Source organism: Lysinibacillus sp. BNK-21 (genome assembly GCF_048684915.1).
GTDB classification, from domain to species: Bacteria; Bacillota; Bacilli; order Bacillales_A; family Planococcaceae; genus Lysinibacillus; species Lysinibacillus capsici.
The window spans coordinates 3732508-3751548 of sequence record NZ_JBLQTS010000001.1 but is presented as its reverse complement, the minus strand read 5'-3'; the positions used below and the strand labels follow the sequence as shown (position 1 = coordinate 3751548).

The 19041-nt window shown below is 37.1% G+C and carries 21 protein-coding genes and 1 other annotated feature; of the genes, 15 read left to right on the top strand and 6 right to left on the bottom strand.

Annotated elements, in window-relative coordinates:
* Positions 1-3 precede the first annotated feature (3 nt).
* Both fabF and ACMGGO_RS19070 read left to right on the top strand, forming a co-directional pair.
* A complete protein-coding gene (gene fabF, locus ACMGGO_RS19075) occupies positions 4-1245 on the top strand; it encodes a beta-ketoacyl-ACP synthase II (RefSeq protein WP_048392031.1) in 1242 nt (413 codons plus the stop codon).
* Between the two features lie 106 nt (positions 1246-1351).
* Complete coding sequence (locus ACMGGO_RS19070; protein WP_016994330.1) at positions 1352-1573, top strand: hypothetical protein; 222 nt, start codon at positions 1352-1354, stop codon at positions 1571-1573.
* Between the two features lie 2 nt (positions 1574-1575).
* On the opposite strand, the gene trpS is transcribed toward ACMGGO_RS19070, so the two are convergent.
* Positions 1576-2565 (bottom strand): tryptophan--tRNA ligase, encoded by a 990-nt coding sequence (gene trpS / locus ACMGGO_RS19065; RefSeq protein WP_420282131.1) that lies wholly within the window; start codon positions 2563-2565, stop codon positions 1576-1578.
* A 116-nt stretch (positions 2566-2681) separates the two neighbouring features.
* Positions 2682-2903: a binding site (T-box leader), on the bottom strand.
* 490 nt (positions 2904-3393) lie between these two features.
* On the opposite strand from trpS, the gene spxA reads away from it, so the two are divergent.
* From spxA to pepF, 4 genes are all read left to right on the top strand, one after another.
* Positions 3394-3789, top strand: coding sequence for a transcriptional regulator SpxA (gene spxA / locus ACMGGO_RS19060; protein WP_025116803.1), 396 nt, complete (start codon positions 3394-3396; stop codon positions 3787-3789).
* Positions 3790-4222: 433 nt separating this feature from the next.
* Positions 4223-4891 (top strand): adaptor protein MecA, encoded by a 669-nt coding sequence (gene mecA / locus ACMGGO_RS19055; protein ID WP_004227456.1) that lies wholly within the window; start codon positions 4223-4225, stop codon positions 4889-4891.
* 193 nt (positions 4892-5084) lie between these two features.
* Positions 5085-6203, top strand: coding sequence for a competence protein CoiA (locus ACMGGO_RS19050; protein ID WP_420282130.1), 1119 nt, complete (start codon positions 5085-5087; stop codon positions 6201-6203).
* A gap of 51 nt (positions 6204-6254) precedes the next feature.
* A complete protein-coding gene (pepF, locus tag ACMGGO_RS19045) occupies positions 6255-8072 on the top strand; it encodes an oligoendopeptidase F (RefSeq protein WP_420282129.1) in 1818 nt (605 codons plus the stop codon).
* A 391-nt stretch (positions 8073-8463) separates the two neighbouring features.
* Here the strand turns inward: pepF and ACMGGO_RS19040 are convergent, their stop codons facing one another.
* The 4 genes from ACMGGO_RS19040 to ACMGGO_RS19025 form a co-directional block, all read right to left on the bottom strand.
* Positions 8464-9273, bottom strand: a complete 810-nt coding sequence (locus ACMGGO_RS19040) for a DsbA family protein (RefSeq protein WP_004227450.1) — start codon at positions 9271-9273, stop codon at positions 8464-8466.
* A complete protein-coding gene (locus ACMGGO_RS19035) occupies positions 9266-9673 on the bottom strand; it encodes a hemoglobin (protein WP_004227447.1) in 408 nt (135 codons plus the stop codon). Before ACMGGO_RS19035 ends, ACMGGO_RS19040 begins: the two co-directional genes overlap by 8 nt.
* A gap of 220 nt (positions 9674-9893) precedes the next feature.
* The gene (locus ACMGGO_RS19030; RefSeq protein ID WP_048392027.1) at positions 9894-10652 is read right to left on the bottom strand and encodes a lytic transglycosylase domain-containing protein; all 759 of its coding nucleotides are present in this window, start codon (positions 10650-10652) and stop codon (positions 9894-9896) included.
* Between the two features lie 29 nt (positions 10653-10681).
* Complete coding sequence (locus ACMGGO_RS19025; protein ID WP_054549786.1) at positions 10682-11269, bottom strand: CYTH domain-containing protein; 588 nt, start codon at positions 11267-11269, stop codon at positions 10682-10684.
* A gap of 126 nt (positions 11270-11395) precedes the next feature.
* Between ACMGGO_RS19025 and ACMGGO_RS19020 the strand changes: the two genes are divergently transcribed.
* The 6 genes from ACMGGO_RS19020 (at position 11396) to ACMGGO_RS18995 (ending at position 16458) form a co-directional block, all read left to right on the top strand.
* Positions 11396-11779, top strand: a complete 384-nt coding sequence (locus ACMGGO_RS19020; protein WP_004227440.1) for a hypothetical protein — start codon at positions 11396-11398, stop codon at positions 11777-11779.
* A gap of 56 nt (positions 11780-11835) precedes the next feature.
* On the top strand, positions 11836-12507 hold the full coding sequence (locus ACMGGO_RS19015) for a GTP pyrophosphokinase (protein ID WP_004227437.1): 672 nt from the start codon (positions 11836-11838) through the stop codon (positions 12505-12507).
* The gene (locus ACMGGO_RS19010) at positions 12504-13298 is read left to right on the top strand and encodes an NAD kinase (RefSeq protein WP_004227435.1); all 795 of its coding nucleotides are present in this window, start codon (positions 12504-12506) and stop codon (positions 13296-13298) included. The genes ACMGGO_RS19015 and ACMGGO_RS19010 overlap by 4 nt, the downstream gene beginning before the upstream one ends.
* Positions 13273-14208, top strand: coding sequence for an RluA family pseudouridine synthase (locus ACMGGO_RS19005; RefSeq protein WP_328012704.1), 936 nt, complete (start codon positions 13273-13275; stop codon positions 14206-14208). Before ACMGGO_RS19010 ends, ACMGGO_RS19005 begins: the two co-directional genes overlap by 26 nt.
* 418 nt (positions 14209-14626) lie before the next feature.
* Positions 14627-16003, top strand: a complete 1377-nt coding sequence (mgtE, locus tag ACMGGO_RS19000) for a magnesium transporter (RefSeq protein WP_048392024.1) — start codon at positions 14627-14629, stop codon at positions 16001-16003.
* A gap of 53 nt (positions 16004-16056) precedes the next feature.
* A complete protein-coding gene (locus ACMGGO_RS18995) occupies positions 16057-16458 on the top strand; it encodes a hypothetical protein (RefSeq protein ID WP_231595610.1) in 402 nt (133 codons plus the stop codon).
* 63 nt (positions 16459-16521) lie between these two features.
* Here ACMGGO_RS18995 and ACMGGO_RS18990 read toward each other — a convergent pair whose 3' ends face one another.
* Positions 16522-17046 carry a CotY/CotZ family spore coat protein gene (locus ACMGGO_RS18990; protein ID WP_004230953.1) on the bottom strand — a complete coding sequence of 175 codons (525 nt, stop codon included), beginning with the start codon at positions 17044-17046 and terminating at the stop codon, positions 16522-16524.
* A gap of 133 nt (positions 17047-17179) precedes the next feature.
* Between ACMGGO_RS18990 and ACMGGO_RS18985 the strand changes: the two genes are divergently transcribed.
* Genes ACMGGO_RS18985 through ACMGGO_RS18975 form a run of 3 tightly spaced genes read left to right on the top strand, consistent with a single transcriptional unit; the run spans position 17180 to position 19029 of the window.
* Positions 17180-17584, top strand: coding sequence for a YhcN/YlaJ family sporulation lipoprotein (locus tag ACMGGO_RS18985; RefSeq protein ID WP_225340734.1), 405 nt, complete (start codon positions 17180-17182; stop codon positions 17582-17584).
* Complete coding sequence (spoVAC, locus tag ACMGGO_RS18980; protein WP_004230957.1) at positions 17585-18040, top strand: stage V sporulation protein AC; 456 nt, start codon at positions 17585-17587, stop codon at positions 18038-18040.
* Positions 18034-19029 carry a stage V sporulation protein AD gene (locus tag ACMGGO_RS18975; protein WP_054549787.1) on the top strand — a complete coding sequence of 332 codons (996 nt, stop codon included), beginning with the start codon at positions 18034-18036 and terminating at the stop codon, positions 19027-19029. The genes spoVAC and ACMGGO_RS18975 overlap by 7 nt, the downstream gene beginning before the upstream one ends.
* The last annotated feature ends 12 nt before the right edge of the window (positions 19030-19041 follow it).

The following is a 19041-nucleotide window of genomic DNA, read 5'->3' as shown; positions in this document are numbered from 1 at the left end:
ACAATGAGTAAAAGACGAGTAGTAATTACAGGAATTGGCGCAGTTACACCACTAGGAAATAGCATCGAAGAAACATGGGCAAACATTAAAGCTGGTAAATCTGGCATTGGTGAGCTGACACGTTTAAATAAAGATCTTTTTGCCGCAAAAATCGCCGCAGAAGTAAAGGACTTTGATATTGAAAAATACATTGATCGTAAAGAAGCACGTAAAATGGATCGCTTCACACAATACGCATTAGCGGCTTCTATTATGGCAATGGAAGATGCACAGCTAACAATTGATGAAGAGCTAGCTCCACGAGCAGGTGTATGGATTGGTTCTGGTATCGGTGGGATGGAAACATATGAACAACAATTTTTAACATTCCAAGAGCGTGGCGCAAGACGTGTTAGTCCTTTCTTTATCCCAATGATGATTCCTGATATGGCATCGGGCCAAGTCTCTATTCACTTTGGTGCAAAGGGGATAAATTCTTGTTCTGTAACGGCATGTGCTTCAGGCACAAACTCTATTGGTGATGCCTTTAAAGTAATTGAGCGTGGAGATGCTGATGTTATGATTTCTGGTGGTGCTGAATCACCAATCGTAACAATGGCGGTTGCAGGTTTTTGTGCCAATACAGCACTATCATTAAATCAAGATCCACAAGCTGCATGTCGCCCATTCGATAAAAACCGAGATGGCTTTATTATCGGAGAAGGAGCGGGTATTGTCATTTTAGAAGAATATGAACATGCAAAAGCTCGTGGTGCCAAAATCTATGCTGAAGTTTTAGGTTATGGTGCAACTGGGGATGCGCATCACATTACGGCTCCAGCTCCAGAGGGTGAAGGTGCAGCACGTGCGATGACGCAAGCATTAACAGATGGTGGCGTAGAGCCATCACAAGTTGATTATATTAATGCCCATGGTACAAGTACGCCATATAACGATTTATTCGAAACACAAGCTGTGAAAACTGCTTTTGGTGATCATGCGTATAACCTTGCAATGAGCTCAACAAAATCTATGACGGGTCACTTATTAGGAGCAGCAGGTGGTGTGGAAGCTATTTTCACAGCATTAGCTCTTAAAGAGGGGATTTTACCACCTACAATCAATTTAAAAGATCCTGATCCTGAATGTGATTTAGATTATGTTCCAAACGAAGCAAGAGAAGCAAATATTCAATATGCAATGAGTAATTCTCTTGGTTTTGGTGGTCATAATGCAAGTCTCCTATTCAAAAAATATGAAGCATAATAGATAAACATAAAAAAACGTCAGCCAAATTTAAATGGCTGACGTCTTTTTTTATAGTTTTGTGAATAAATGATAAGTAAGAAGAAATAGAAAGGATGCCCTTACTATGTTTCGTCTCTTTTTATTTTTAGTAAGTTATGGCTTAATGATCCTCTCTGTAGGGAATCTCATATTGTATTTAAATTACCGCACACTAGGTTATTCATGGAAGGTTGTTTTCAAATTTATTTTTCAAACAACAGAATTTTATATGGCGGTAGGAGCCTGTATCATCATCTGCGCAGTTGTGCTTGATTTGGGCTTTGATCGATCCTCAGACAAGCCGTAAGTTTAGCGACGTGCGCGACCAAGACCCATAGCATCTTCCATACGTTTTAATGTAGCACTAGCAATCGCATTCGCCTTTTCAGCACCTTCATCTAGAATGACATCTAATTCTGATGATTCTACTAGATGATAGAATTTCTCTTGAATAGGTGTTAGGTGTTCAATTACTGCTGTTGCTACACCCTGCTTGAATCCACCATAACCAATTCCCTCATATTTTTTGACTAAATCTTTAACGGCTACCCCTGAAATAGCTGATTCGATTGTCAATAAATTTGAAACACCTGGTTTATTTTCCACATCAAATGCAACGATGCCGTCAGAGTCAGTTACAGCTGATTTAATTTTTTTCTCAATGTCTTTCGCAGTATCTAATAAGCGAATTGTCGCTTTCGTATTTGGATCTGATTTACTCATTTTCTTTGTTGGCTCTTGTAAGGATTTAATGCGTGCGCCAGCTTTAGGTAATTGAATTTCAGGAATTGTTAAAACATCGCCAAAGCGTTTGTTAAAGCGTTCTGCAAGGTCACGAGTTAGCTCAATATGCTGCTTCTGATCATCGCCGACAGGGACAATATTTGTGTTATAAAGTAGAATGTCTGCAGCCATTAGCGGTGGATATGTTAAAAGAGCAGCAGATACGCTTTCCTTACCATGTGATTTATCTTTGAATTGTGTCATACGTTCTAGCTCACCGATAGACGCAACACATTGTAACATCCATCCTGCCTGAGCATGCGCTGGCACCTCTGATTGAATAAATAATGTCGATTTTTTAGGGTCAATGCCAGTAGCAATGTAGGTAGCAGCAAGCTTACGAATACTTTCTCGTAATTCTTTAGGATCTTGTGCAACAGTGATGGCATGTTGATCAACGATACAATAAATAGCGTTTCCTTCATCTTGTAGTGCCGGGAACTGCTTGAATGCTCCTAAATAGTTCCCTAATGTTACGATACCTGTAGGCTGTACGCCAGAAAAAATAGTTGTCATTAAAAAATTCCTCCTCGAATTCAATTGCTGTAACTTGTGTCACAGCGTTGTCTTCACCTTTCAACTTGGTGATGAAGACAAAAAAACATCATGCGTCCTCATTAGATTTTTTCTAATGAAGGGACGAATGATGTTTGAATCCGCGGTACCACCCAGCTTGCCTAAAAAGGCCACTCAGCTTCGTAACGTGAAGGGACGAGCTTTGCTAATAGCTTCAAGTAGCGTTCACAAAGCTAACTCGGAAGTCCATTCCACATGCATCCACGATCTGTTTACAGCAACCACAGACTCTCTATACGTGAATTAGCATATGTACTACTCTTCGTCAGCGTTTTTCTCAATTTAAATTGTTCAAATTGATTTGATTGCAAAGAATTATATTATAAAGATTCCTTTGTGTAAAGTCAGACTTTTGACGGTGTTTTTTTTCTAGAAAAAATTATATGCTTTTTTTGTTATGTAATTTTGTTATAAATTTATAATTTTTTATTAAAAAATTGTTTGGATGTACACATGGGATTGACAATTTTCTCGATTATTTTTCTTAAATGAGAACAACTGAGATATCTGTTTAGATGTTTAAAATGCTTTAAAAATGGGAATGGTAGTAGTAGCACATAAGTTTGAAGAAAATACATCATATTTGAAAGCTGTATGAATAGACAGAATATTTATGGATAGGTTCAGATTTTTTTATTGGAACTATATTCAAATACAGCTGAGTACTGTATAATGGTACTGTGTATTTTACATTACATTAATTCTAATTTAACACATTGGTTCTGGTTTATAGATAATGATTTTTAAATGAAAGGATGTGTCAGAATGATCGTAACCCTATTTACATCACCAAGTTGTACCTCTTGTCGTAAAGCAAAAGCTTGGTTAGAGGAGCACGAAATTCCATATACAGAACGTAATATATTTTCTGAACCGCTTAGCATAAGTGAAATAAAAAAAATTTTACGAATGACAGAAGATGGAACTGATGAAATCATTTCCACTCGTTCTAAAATATTCCAAAAATTAAATGTGGATGTTGAAAGCTTACCATTACAACGTTTATATGAATTAATTCAGGAATATCCTGGCTTACTACGTAGACCAATCATTTTAGATGAAAAACGTCTGCAGGTTGGCTACAATGAAGATGAAATTCGTCGTTTCTTACCTCGAAAAGTTCGAGCATATCAATTACAAGAAGCGCAACGAATGGTGAATTAAACCTTTCTATTCTGAATAATATATGTAATAGATGTTACAGATGTGGAATACATGTTGTGACATCTTTTTTTTATGTTTTACTTCTGTAAAACCTTCTATATGAAGTATAATAATTAATAGGGAAAAGTCATATATTTCCGTAAAAGTATGTTAAACTTGATTTAAGTTAAATAGTTTACTACAATTTCAATAATTCAAATATCTTCTGTGAAACGGTGTATATCCTTTTCATTTTATGACAGAACAGCATACAATAGAGTTAGAGACAACTGTGAACACAAAAATTCATGTTTACGGTTACTCGATGGTTTTACTGTAGTGTGGTCAAAGGTTGAAAAACAAATGCAGTATGAAGGTTAAAAACAAAGAATAAAAGCATACTAATGAAACAAACTGTTTTTCGACATATGACAGTGAAGGGAGATGAGGTCTAGTGGACATCGAACGTGTAAATGAAAATACACTCAAGCTCTTTATTACGTACAATGATATAGAGGATCGCGGCTATAGTCGTGAAGAAATTTGGTACAATCGAGCAAAGGGTGAACAACTTTTTTGGGATATGATTGATGAAGTAAACACGGAGGATTATTTTGATGTAGAGGGTCCGATTTGGATTCATATCAATGCATCTGAAGTAGGCTTAGAAATCATTGTCACACGTGCACATATTTTAAAAGACGGTGAAACATTAGATGGTCATTCGAATTTTGATGAACACAAAGATATGTTTGCACCATTCGATGAAGTTGGAGAGGATCTTCTTAGCCAACTAACTCAATTTGGTGACATGGATGAGTCAGAATTATTTATGGATACAGACATTTATGTTTATAAATTTAAAGATATTGATGAGTTAATCCCTGTCGCAAAACGAATGACAGACGAATTAGTGGATTCCTCATTATTCAAATATGAAAATTGGTACTATCTAGTTGTTGATTTCGGAAACGCAGATGAGGATTTAAATCGTCATGATAGAAATGCAGTTATCAAGGAATTTTTAACACCATCCAATTTTACAATTCATCGTCTAGAGGAGTACGGTGAAAAGATTATGGAATTCAATTGCTTTGAAACAGTTCGAAAATACTTTGCATAGGCAATGAAATACTAATTATTTTAGACTGTAGTGAAACTCGTAAATGAATCGAGTTTCGCTACAGTCCTTTTTTATGTTTTCAGCATCAAAGAGCTTGAATAAGAGCGCATTTTTAAAATTTCAAGAAAAAGGTGCTTTATTTTTGTTAGTGAAAATCCATTCTATTATAGTTGGCTAAAAAGGAGCTGATACTATGCTGATTGCCTATAACAATCAACAGCAACTATTTCTCCCATATCAATATACGAGGAAAGCTTTACAGCGATATAGGCGGCAAATGAAATTTTATTGCCCTCAATGTTTAGAACAAGTTCAATTGAAAATAGGTAACTATAATATTCCCCACTTTGCTCACTTCACAAAAAATCAATGTTCACAGCTGTTCGCAGAAGGTGAATCTAAAATACATTTACAAGGTAAAGTGCAATTATATGAGTGGCTCCAAAAGCATGGACATCAGGTGAAACTAGAACCATATTTAAAGGAGCTTTCTCAGCGCCCAGATTTGCTTGTTACACTCGATAAGGAGCAGTTTGCAGTTGAATTTCAATGTAGTACTATCTCTCATGAAAAATGGCACCAACGAACAATGGGCTATGAAAGAAACGATATACAAGCAATTTGGCTTTTTCAAACTCCGCAAGGCAAAGAAGCTGTCAACGGCATCAGAAAAATTAGAATCTCTCCACTCTTGCAAAAGGCGTTTATAACGACAACGGATTTACCATATTTATTGACGTACAACCCGGTGACAGCCCAGTTTGTTTATTGGACGAATCTTCTTCATGTTCATGGGCATACTTTCATAGGTAAAGTACAGAAAATTTCGGTCGATCTACAACATTTCCCTTTTTATAGACCTCAACGTATTACCCCAGAAGAATTTCAACGCTATTGGCAGCTCTATAAACAGACTTGTAGGCAATTTGCGCATAGTCGTCTTTTACATAGCAAGAAGGGGGCACAAGATCCATTTTTACGTAATTGCTATGAATTAAATCTTTCTCTTACTGCTCTGCCACCATACATTGGTATTCCAGTGAAAGAAGGAGCAGCTATCCCTTTGTTTACGAGCGAGTGGCAAATAATGCTGTTTTATTTTAGTAAACAATTAGGACGTCTTCCATTTGAATTAACAAAGGGGCAGATGGAAAACTTTTTATGTAAGCATCAACTGGAAGTAACCGAACAAGCACTCAGGGCTATTCAAAATTATGGGTATCTTCTTAAGCGTATGCATCATGAGAATGGTTTACTAGATAATTGTGAGCAAGTCTATGTACATTTATTTGCAATTGCCACAATATACTGAGAAAATATGAGAGTAAAAGGAAAAAAGCACATATAAAGGGGGCTGGCATATATGGCTAGTAACAGTAATCAGGTTTTAGTTCGAAAAGAAGTACCAGAAGAATTAACATGGCGCTTAGAAGACATCTTTGCAACAGATGCAGCTTGGGAAGAGGAATTGAAGGAGGTTGCAGAGCTTGCTAAACAAGCACCTAGCTATGCAGGTACTTTAAATAATGGGGCAGAGGCATTATTAGCAGCTTTACAGTATCATGATCATATATATGAACGTGCAATGAAGCTCTACACATATGCTCATATGCGCTATGATCAAGATACTACAAATAGCTTTTATCAAGATATGAACAGCCGTATTCAAACATTGGCAACGAGTATCTCAGCTGGCCTTTCCTATTTAACGCCAGAAATTCTGTCATTAAGTGAAGAAACGATTGAACGCTACTTAACAGAAAATCAAGACCTACAACTATATAAGCAATCTTTAAAAGAAATTACAATGGCACGTCCACATGTATTACCAGCCGAACAGGAGGCATTGCTAGCGCAAATGTCTGAGGTGACAGGTACAGCTTCGAATACATTCAGCATGTTAAACAATGCCGATATGGTATTCCCTCATGTGAAAAATGAAGAGGGAGAAGAAGTACAACTTACGCATGGTAATTATATCAAGTTTTTAGAGAGCAAGGATCGCTCTGTACGTGAAGGCGCATTTAAGGCTATGTACGAAACATACGGCAAGTTTAAAAATACGTTCTCGGCTACGCTAACTGGTAATGTAAAGAAGCATAATGTAAGTGCTCGAATTCGTCATTATGAATCTGCACGCCACGCTGCCATGTCTAATAACTTCATTCCTGAAAATGTCTATGATCAGCTGGTGGAAACAATTCATAAGCATTTACCAGCTATGCAACGTTATATTTCGTTGCGTAAGAAATTATTGGGTGTAGACGAATTGCATATGTGGGATTTATTTGCGCCACTAGTTAAAGAGGTGGAAATGAAGGTCTCTTATGATGAAGCGAAAGATATTTTAGTAAAGGCTTTAGCTCCATTAGGGGAGGAATATCAAAGCATCGTTCAAAATGGACTGGATAACCGCTGGGTCGATGTTTTAGAGAATAAAGGGAAGCGTAGTGGAGCCTATTCTTCAGGCGCCTATGGTACGAATCCGTATATTTTAATGAATTGGCAGGATAATGTGAATAATCTATTTACATTAGCACATGAATTTGGCCATAGTGTTCATAGTTATTATTCACGTAACAACCAGCCTTTTGTTTATGGAGACTACTCTATTTTTGTGGCAGAGGTCGCTTCTACTTGCAATGAAGAGTTATTAAATGACTATTTACTGAAAACAATTGATGATCCACAACAAAAAATATACTTATTAAACCATTGGCTAGATGGCTTCAGAAGTACGGTATTCAGACAAACGATGTTTGCAGAGTTCGAACACCTTATTCATCAGATGGATAAGAACGGTGAATCCTTGACAGCAGATCGTTTAACAGAAGTTTACTATGAATTAAACAAAAAGTACTTCGGTGATGATATGGTGGTTGATGAGGAAATAGGCTTAGAATGGGCTCGTATTCCACACTTCTACTATAATTACTATGTTTATCAGTATGCGACTGGTAAATCAGCCGCTACAGCATTGAGTAAACAAATTTTAGAGGAGGGTGCACCAGCTGTAGAACGTTATATTAATAACTTCTTAAAAGCGGGATGCTCTGATTTCCCTATTGAGGTATTAAAGGCAGCAGGCGTTGATATGAACGTAGCTAAGCCAATTGAAGATGCATGTAAAGTATTTGAAGAACGTTTAAATGAATTAGAAAAATTTTTGTTAAATAACTAATTAATTGGGCTATAGGAATGTTCCTATAGCCCAATTCTTTTTATTAACAGCATAAATTAAAAGGAAAGAATAATGTTTTTTTTTGATTTCTAAATAGTTTAAAAGTGTGCATCTTGGAAAAATACTGTTTGTAATCGCTTTCTATTTGACAAATTTGTGAATCTAGTATTGGTTTCATTGCTAAATATATTATTCCATGATAGAGTAATTCTTGTGAAATAAATCACAAAACAAACATACACCCCTTTGTTTGAACGTGAACATTTCTCCCATCCCCTTTGTGAAAAAGAAGCGTCTCTATCGGTCGAGGATAGAGGCGCTTCTTTGTATTTTGCATTATCTTGAAAAAGGGACTCCATCATGATGATTGGAGTCCCTTTTGTTTATTTTATTATTTAAGACGCCATAACGTAGCGTGAGTAGTCTGGATTCGTTCGATCTTTTGTTGCAGCATGCGTTTCTTTAGTTCACGCTCTGCTGCTTGCTCAGTTAATGAATAGATAAAAGCTATTTCATTTGTAGAAAGAGTATGGAATTTAGAAAATAAGTCCTCTATTGATGGTAAAGGCTGACGGACAAGCTGTTCGTTCAGCATTTCTTGTAAAATATGTTCATAAACTTCATAGGAATAGCTACCACTAACTTTTAGTCCCTCATCTTCAATACATTCATTGAAAAATACGATACTTGGTACTTCATCTACTTCCATTTCGCGTTTAATATATAAATCGCATTGGAAAGCACGTGCTGCCTCTTTTGAACCAAAGTCAACAGTAAACTCATTCATATCGAGTTGAACATCCTCAGCTATTTTTAAAAGCGTTGCATAGGAGTTTACATCTTGATGACTTAATAATACGTATTCTTGTAGTTTCGACAAATAACGCGCACCTGCACGTTTCCCCTGTAATTCAGCTGCTTTAATAGCGATAGAAGGTAAAACAGGGTGATTAATATCAAGTTCGATGCCTGAAATACAGCCTTTGACACGTTTACTTAAGCAATTTAAAGAAGTAAGTTCTGTACTTAAAACAAAGCGCCATGTGAAGTAATGGTTGTATTCAAGCTGTAATTTACGAAGAGTTGCTTGCATACTGAAAGCTTCAGGGCAAAGTGGATCTACGAAAATATACAATTCAATTGGCTTGTTTGCAGTAGAAATCGTTGGCGTTGGCTCTTGCAACATTTGAATATTATTCACGTAACAATTCCCCCTCATCGTCATTTGGCGTATTAACCATGTGATGAGCTGTTAATACTAAACGTTGATAATAAGTTTCACGGAACTTCCCTTCCAAACCTACCTCATCCATTGCTTCTGACATACACTCTAGCCAAGCTTGAGCGCGGTCAGGTGTAATAGGAAAATTCATGTGACGTGCACGCATCATCGGATGACCATGCTCCTCAGTAAAAAGATTTGGCCCTCCTAAATACTGTGTTTGAAATTGAATTTGTTTACGGGCTGTTTCTGTTAAATCCTTTGGAAAGATTGGAATAAGATCAGGATGCTGAGCAACTCTTTTATAGAACGCATGAATGAGTTCTGACAGTTTTTCAGCTCCCAGCTCCTCATAAGGAACAGTGTATTTTCGACTCATAAGTTATATGCTCCTTTAATTCTTTATATCGTAAAGTACCATATTGTATACTTCATCCTCATCAAATTGTGAAATTCTTGTGACTACCTTCATTCTATCAACGTCTTTTCGTTAACACAAACAAAGAGCTCTTTCGAATTGCTGTTCGCTACAAAAGCACAAATTTCACCACTATGGGTGAAATTTGTTGGAAATGACATAGATAACAGGAAAGATGCGATTACACTGTAAAGTAATTCATCACTTTTTTGACATAATTCTGTGTTTCTTTGAAAGGAGGGATTCCTCCATATTTCGTAACACGAGATGCGCCAGCATTATAAGCTGCTAATGCTAGTGAAGGGTCATTATTAAACTTATCTAGCATTTGACGCAAATATTTTGCACCAGCCATAATATTCTGCTCTGGATCAAAAGCGTTAGTCACACCCAAATATTGTGCTGTTTTGGGCATGAGTTGCATTAAACCTTGCGCACCCGCATGGCTTACTACAGTTGGATTAAAATTAGATTCTTGTTTAATAACCGCTGCAATAAGCTTCGCGGGTATCTGATAAGTAGCGGCTGCTTTTTCAATAATGGCAGTATACTCATTTGATCCTGCTAGTGAATTAGCATATGCTGTAGAGCCTATTACATCGTCTGAAACATAGGAATCAAGTTTGTTATTAGCATATGTGTTTGCTAAAGCTTGTTTGACTGATTCAGGTATAAACACAGCATTAGACCCTTTGTAAAGTAATGATTCTAATGGACTTTGCTCCAAAGTAGCTAATTCTTTGACGAAATTTGAATTATTTGCTGTTCCTGTAGCAAGCAAGCTTGATAATTTAGCATTACTTGCTGTCGAAGTTTCTCCTAATAATTCGTTAATCATATCAGAAAAAATAGACTCATTGTCTGTGGGTGAACTTTCGCTTGATCCAAGTGTTTGCAAAGCCCGAATTTCTAGTAAAGATTTGAATGATTGAATATCCAAGGAGTCAGACACCTTCCTTTTTTCTACTTTTATAAATTTTGTGCTTTTAGTGCCTTCATAAAACGAGCAATTTTTTTATCAGTTGGTTGCTTATCAATACCATATTGTTGTAAAAATTCGTCGAAAATTATATTTCCTTTTATTGCATCTTTTGCTTCATATTCTACCTCATAATCGTCACGCTGCAAATAGAAAGAATGATCAAAAACGAGAAGTCCCTCTTTGTAGGGAATTTCGACACGATCTGTAGTGAGAGAACCAAATACATGCAATTGTTCTAAAGGAATGTGATGAAGAGCTAATCTTTTAGCTACCTCTTGAGCATAAAATCCTTTGCCATCTAACATTTGTTGCGCCTCTATTGCTGTTATTTCATCCGTCGTTTCAAGGTGAGCATGCTCGGCGTTTTTTTCCTTGAGCGTACATTCGTAATAATCACCAATTTGTCTAATACGAAGACCACTTTGTAGGTTGCGAATTGCTTGATTAGGTGTGTCAAAATAATGATTTGTTTGACGATGAATAGCATTTTGGCTAATGTGGAACTCTTGTAATAATTGCTCGTATTGTTGTTTTGTTAATAGATTTTTAAATTCAATTTCAATTTCTTGTGTCATTTATAGTCACCTATTTATTTTTTATTTTTCATCCGTTGTTTCGCTCGAATTAATATTTACACACTGCAACTATTTACCCTGTGTGCTAAAATAAGAGGAAGAGTACAACGAAAAGGGGAACCGCATGTGCGTAAAATTTATACAATAGATACATCGAATTTTGAACAAGATCAACTTCATTTTAGTTTAAACGACAATGAAGTAAATTTACAGTTAAAACCTGCTGGACAACTCATTGCAGATTCAGATGATTTTGCATTCATTTATTTACTTGATGCAGGTGAAGACTATCATTACTTGCGTTTTCCACCGAGTAGTTGGGAGAATCTTGTACATATTTTACAAAAAGGGAAAAATCCATTGCTACGAATAGGTGAAGAAGTGATTGAGCTGACAAATTTCTACGAGGAATTGGAAATGCTCGTGTATAATATTGAAGGAAATTACAATTATGGGGCAGAATTTGTCCAGGCAGTGGAACAACACTTCAAGGCTATTCTTGCTGAATAGAAAGACAAAACGAACAGACGGTGGTGTTCGATACCGATTGTCGGGAGGTTTTTACAATGGGACAATGGGAAATTTTTTTAAGTCCTTATAAACAAGCAGTAGACGAATTAAAAGTAAAATTAAAGGGCATGCGTTCGCAATTTGGTATTGTTAATGCCAATTCGCCAATTGAATTTGTTACAGGACGTGTCAAGCCTTTAGCAAGTATATATGACAAAACGTTAGAAAAAGGACTAGCTTTTGAGCCTTCTAAACAACTTGGTGATGAACTTGGTGATATTGCTGGCCTTCGGATTATGTGTCAATTTGTTGATGATATTTCAACGGTAACTGAGCTAATTCGTCAGCGAAAAGATATGCGTGTAGTGGAAGAACGCGATTATATTACACATAATAAGCCTAGTGGTTATCGCTCCTACCATATGATAGTGGAGTATCCTGTTGAAACAATTCAAGGAAAAAAAGTAGTATTAGCAGAAATACAAATCCGTACACTAGCCATGAATTTCTGGGCTTCAATAGAGCATTCTTTAAATTATAAATATAAGGGCATGTTCCCAGAAGAGATTAAGAATCGCTTGCAAAGTGCTGCCGAGGCAGCATTTCGGTTGGATGAGGAAATGTCATCCATTCGTAGTGAAATTCAAGAGGCACAGGCCTACTTTAGCGAATATAAAGAAGCATCGAATCCTAATTTACTAACGGAGAAGGAGCGTGACGCACAATGAAATTTTCGATTCAATCACGTAGAGATGCACAATCCAACGAGCTGATGGAACTTGCTAAAACCTATTTACAGGATTTTGGCTTGACCTATGATGAAGAGACGCCAGAAATTGTTGTTTCGATTGGAGGAGATGGCACACTATTGCATGCCTTTCATCGATACTCCCATTTATTAGATCAGGTAGCCTTCGTTGGTATCCATACAGGGCATTTAGGATTTTATGCGGATTGGAAACCATCTGAATTAGAAAAATTAGTTTTGTCCATTGCTAAGAAGGATTTTAATGTTGTGGAATATCCACTGCTGGAAGTAAGGGTAGAGCATCATAATGCCGAATCAAATACGTATCTTGCTTTAAACGAAGCAACCGTCAAATCGCCAGATGTTACACTTGTGATGGATGTAGAGTTAAATGGCAATCAATTTGAGCGTTTCCGTGGTGATGGTCTTTGTGTATCCACTCCCTCGGGTAGTACGGCTTATAATAAAGCTCTAGGTGGAGCCATCATACATCCTACACTAGCGGCACTCCAAGTCACTGAAATTGCCTCAATTAATAACCGCGTTTTCAGGACAGTAGGATCGCCATTAATCTTACCAGCACACCATCATTGTGTATTGCGTCCTGTAAATGAACAAAATTTTAATATGACTGTTGATCACTTGCAAATTACTCAAGGTGATGTCAAAGCCATAGCGTTTAATGTAGCAAATGAAAGAGTACGTTTTGCCCGTTTCCGACCATTCCCATTTTGGGAGCGAGTGCATGAATCATTTGTTGCAAATGAATAACGTGGATACAAGATTTACATTACAATTTGAGGCAAAGAAAAATGGCCAATTATTACGAGAGGCTCTTCAAGAGTGGCGTATTTCTAAGCGAGCTCTAACAGCTATTAAGTTTGATGGTGGCATGTTGACTGTGAATGATGTCGAACGTAATGTGAGACATATCCTGCAAGTTGGAGATTGTGTGAAAGTAACGTTTCCTCCTGAAGAAAAAAGTGAAGGGCTTGCTATCGAGCATGGAGATTTGTCCATTGTATACGAAGATGATGCCATCTTAGTGCTCAACAAACCAGCTCATCAAAGTACGATACCCTCACGAGAGCATCCAACCAACAGCATTGCAAATTTAGTTTGTGGCTATTTTCAGCAACAAGGATTGGCCTCTACGGCTCATATTGTTACAAGGCTAGACCGAGATACATCAGGTTTACTATGCATAGCTAAGCATGCTCATATTCATCATTTAACAGGGCTTGCTCAGCGTAAGAGAGAGATTTCAAGACAATATGAAGCCATTGTACATGGACATATCGAACAAAACTTTCAATCGATTATAGCTCCGATTGGTCGTAAAGAAGCTAGTATTATTGAAAGAGAAGTACGAGAAGATGGACAATATGCACATACGGATGTAAAGGTTCTGAAGCGTTTTTCACTGGGTGCTGAACCAATGACACATGTACGACTTCAATTGCATACAGGGCGTACACATCAAATTCGCGTGCACATGTCACATCTTGGACACCCACTTGTGGGGGATGACCTTTATGGTGGTAGTCGTCTTCAGATTGATCGACAAGCATTACATTGTGTATCTTTAAGTATGGAGCATCCTTTAACAAGTGTGCCATTACACTTTACAAGTATGCTAAATGAAGACATGCAAAGATTACTGAAGGAATCTTCAGCATAAATTTTTGATAAAAGGAGGTGTTCGCGCAAACGAGCATCTCCTTATCGTTTTTTGAATTAGGTTAAACTGCGTATTTCTTCACGAGGGAGATTCTTAATATCACAGGTTGTATGGTAGGTGAAAATTGGATGTATTGTTTATCTGCGCGTCAACAACAACTATCTTGGAGTTTGGCTAGAGAAGTAGATTATTTTTTACACCTTATTCATAACAAAGTGACAAAGGTAAGGTATAGTAAAATAGAATCGCCATGATTTTAGGCGTAATATTGAATTTTATAAAAATCTGCCCAATTGCTCATAAATATAACTTAAAAAAGAGTTTGCAGAAAAGGTACATTACACTCTATTATATAGAAGGTAGATTTACGGCAGCATTGCCCGTAAAATGATTGAAAGCTCGGAAGGAGGGGACAAGCATGATAGAGGAAAGAAATGAAAAGGATGATGTGCAATTTGATGAGGCACATCTACGAGAAATGCTGGAAGCACATAATATTGACGCATTCCGTGATGAGTTTTTAGAACTTCATCCATATGATCAGGCAACGTTTTATGAAAAGGTGGAACCTGATATAAGGAAAATCATCTATTCGTTCTTGTCTCCGACAGAAATGGCTGATATTTTTGAGGCAATCGATATTGAAGATGATGAGTATAAAGCATATCTTGCTGAAATGGATCCATCATACGGTGCAGAAATGCTATCTCATATGTATGCGGATGATGCGGCAGATGTCTTAAATGAACTGGATACAGCACAGCGCGAAAGCTATTTAGAAATGATGGATGAAGAAGCGGCAGAAGATATTAATGAGCTATTAAGCTACGATGAATATACTGCTGGTTCTATCATGACCACTGAATATGTCGCTATACCAGAAAATTCAACAGTTCGTTCAGCTATGGCCATTTTGCGTAAAGAGGCACCAGATGCAGAGACCGTTTATTATATTTTTGTTGTGGATGAAGAACATCGTCTAACGGGTGTTATTTCGTTACGTGATTTAATCATTGCTGACGAGGATACACTTATTCGTTCCATTATGAATGAACGTGTCGTGATGGTACATGTAGGCGATGACCAAGAAGAAGTCGCGCAAATTATGAAGGATTATAATTTTTTAGCGACACCTGTTATTGATGATAAAGGAGAATTACTTGGTATTATCACGGTTGACGATATTATTGATGTTATTGATGAAGAGGCTTCTGAGGATTACTCTAAATTGGCTGGTATTTCGGATATGGATAAATTTGATGTAACACCATTCCAAGCAGCTAAAAAACGTTTGCCATGGCTAGTAGTTCTACTGTTTCTAGGTATGTTAACAGCTAACCTAATGGGGCAATTTGAGGATACTTTAGATAAGGTTGCCTTACTAGCGGTCTTTATTCCATTAATTTCAGGAACTTCAGGTAATAGTGGAACACAGGCATTGGCCGTGGCCATTCGAGGGATTGCAACAGGTGATGTAGAAGAACATAGTAAATTGAAGTTACTATTACGTGAAGCAGGTACTGGCTTAATGTCAGGCATTGTTTGTGGATTAATTGTTATTGGGATCGTTTATTTTTGGAAACATGAACTTGTCCTAGGTATGTTAGTAGGGGCAGCGCTTTGTGGTTCTATTTTAGTGGCAACATTAGCTGGTTCATTTATTCCATTGTTAATGCATCGACTAAAAATTGACCCTGCTGTTGCATCAGGACCCTTTATTACTACATTAAATGATATTACAAGTATTTTAATTTATTTGGGCTTAGCAACAGTTTTCTTAAGCCAAATAGGCTAAGAACCAATTTGCTTACTTTCGCATATTGTATGGAAAAAAGGGAAGTGAGTAAAGTGGATCAAGAACCACGCTTGTTTATAAAATCACCATCATATTTTTTAAATATTTCTAAGGTGTTACATGAACTTGATTTGGATGAAAGTACATCTGTCTATGTAAAGGACACTATGTTCGATGAGCAAATAGTTGAAGAAAAAAATGAGACAGTGGATGAAGTACAAATAGATCCTTATTTACTGAAACAGCTCCAGTTTTTAGAAAAACCATTTCGTCAGAGAGCCTATCAGCCATTATTAGTTTGTTTAAAGGATGGTAGAAAATTAACTGGGACAGCTTCAGATGTACAGAATGATTCTTTAATGCTCACATCATTAGAATTAAAAATACAGGAAATCATTCATTTTGAAGATATACAGCAAATACTTTGGCGAGGAAGAAAATTGCCAACTTTATAAAAAAAGTGTACAGCAGAGGATGCTGTACACTTTTTTTATGTGTGTGTGTCAAAGGTGAAAGAATTAGTCACAAATCCCTAAGTCAACATCAGCGATACATTGTACAGCGCAGAAGCAAGATAAATCCACAGTAATACAGCTATCTGTTGAGCTCCAGTCATCTACTTTACAGATTTTCTTCATGTTGATACAACAACCATCTTTGCTTAGTAAGTCTACTGTACTTTCACTAGAGTCAAATGTACATAATGGCTCTAAAACACGTAAAGTAGCACAGCATTCATCAAACATATCTTCTACGCGGAAGAATACAGATGTACAAATACAAGGATCTGCTGTTGGAGAGTTAAAGAATGCTTTGAAAGGAGTACCATCTTTTGTAATTAACATGAAAACACGTGTATCTGCTTGTGAGCGTGCAGGACTAACAATCCCGCCTAGTGGCTCTAAGAAACAGTTTGCTGTACATGGAGAACACTCATCTCGCACCGCTTGATTTTGAATATCTAAAATAGCGCGAACTACGTCACAAACGCAGCCTGCTGAATGGATTGGTCCAATAGGATTTGTTGGCTTACCACAACCCATATTGTCACCCCCTTTCCTTGTTACTACTTCTACAATATGTACTTTTGAAAACTGGACTCGGGCTTTTGTGTATTTCTTTGAATGAATAGTTTTTTTATGTGTGGAGAAACTGTAAAGAAAAGGAGGGTAAAACTTGAGGCTACTAGGAATGACGTTACCTCTCTTAGTTGTTTTATCGCTGTTAAATGGTTGTGCTGAAAAGGAAAAATTTATCGTCTATGGGTCTCCACAAAATGAAAGTGAAGTCGAAACCCTTATTAAAGAAGAAGACTATGTTGATCGCTCAACGGTTATTCAATATGACGATAGTATGCTTATCGCAGTACAAATTAAACCATGGGAAAAGTGGAAAAAAACTAAGTTAGAGAAAAAATTGCAAAAGAAATTTGAAGAGAAATATCCAAACAAAGAAGTGTTTGTCTCCGCTGATTACAAAATTTTTTATGAAGCCAATAAAATAAAAAAGGATCAGATGGAAGATAATAAATTAAGCGATAAAATTACAGAACTAAAAGAGCTTGCAAAGGAGGAGACATAAATGGAAAAAGAGCAGTATCAACAGTTAGAGCAAAATGTTACACCAAAGCCCCCTTATTTAAAGAATGTAGCAAAAGCCTTTTTCGTTGGCGGTTTTATTTGTGCAATCGGTCAAGCTGTGTCTCTTTTTTATATTATTTTCTTCAATTTTACAGAAGCAACAGCAGGAAATCCTACGGTTGCAACGATGGTATTTTTCGCAATGATATTAACAGGTCTTGGCCTTTATAAAAGAATTGGTCAATTTGCTGGGGCTGGATCAGCAGTTCCAGTAACAGGCTTTGGTAATGCTGTTATTTCGGCAGCAATCGAGCATCGTTCTGAAGGGCTAGTATTGGGAGTCGGAGGAAATTTATTTAAATTAGCAGGATCAGTTGTTTTATTTGGTGTAGTGTCAGCATTTTTTGTAGCGCTCATTAAATATATCCTCGTAACGATAGGAGTGGTTTCATGGTAATTGTATTTCAATCGAAGCCCTCTCTTTTAGCAGGTGGTGTGGTAGCAGGTCCATTAGAAAATAGGAGTATTTTTAGTCAATATTTTGACTCTGTGTATGATGATGAACGTTGGCAAATGAAAACAAACGAACAGGGACATCGTAAAATGATCGAAGAGGCCTGTGAATTTGCTATGAAAAAAATGGGCGTACAAAAAGGTGATATCAATTATTTAATGGGTGGAGATTTAGTCAACCAAATGACGCCAACTAATTTTGCCGCTAGGGATTTAGAAATCCCTTTTATTGGACTCTTTTCGGCATGTGCCACATCTGTATCTTCAGTCATTATTGCATGCCTGTTAACCGAGTTAGGTGCTGCTAATTTTTCATTAGCAGGTGCCTCTAGTCAACATAATGCAATTGAACGCCAGTTTCGTTACCCCATCAATTATGGAGCACAAAAACCACAAACAGCTCAGTGGACTGTAACTGCTGCTGGTTATGCGTTAATTGGCAAGCATCGCGAGGAATATCCTTCTATAGAAGCGGCAACAATTGGCAAATCCGTTGACTATGGTATGGATGATCCTTTCCATATGGGTGCAGCAATGGCACCTGCTGCATTTCAGACGATTCAATCTCATTTACAACAGAGAAATCAAAAAATTTATCATTACGATTTAATTTTAACAGGCGATTTGGGCCAGCTTGGCTTAAAGCTATTGAAAGGAATGCTTGTGGAAAATGGCGTGAAAAATGAAGAGCTCACGTTATTACGTGATGCAGGTGCTGAATTTTATGGACAGGATGAAGCATTCCAATCTGGTGCAAGTGGTGCAGGCTGTTCGGCAGCTGTTTTTTTTAGTTATGTTATTCAACAAATGCGTGCAGGGAGCTATAAGCGAGTATTACTAGTAGCAACGGGTGCGTTATTATCTCCGCTATCCTATCAGCAAGGCGAGACGATTCCATGTACGGCACATGCGATAGAAATTACGATGAAATGAGGCAAAAAACAT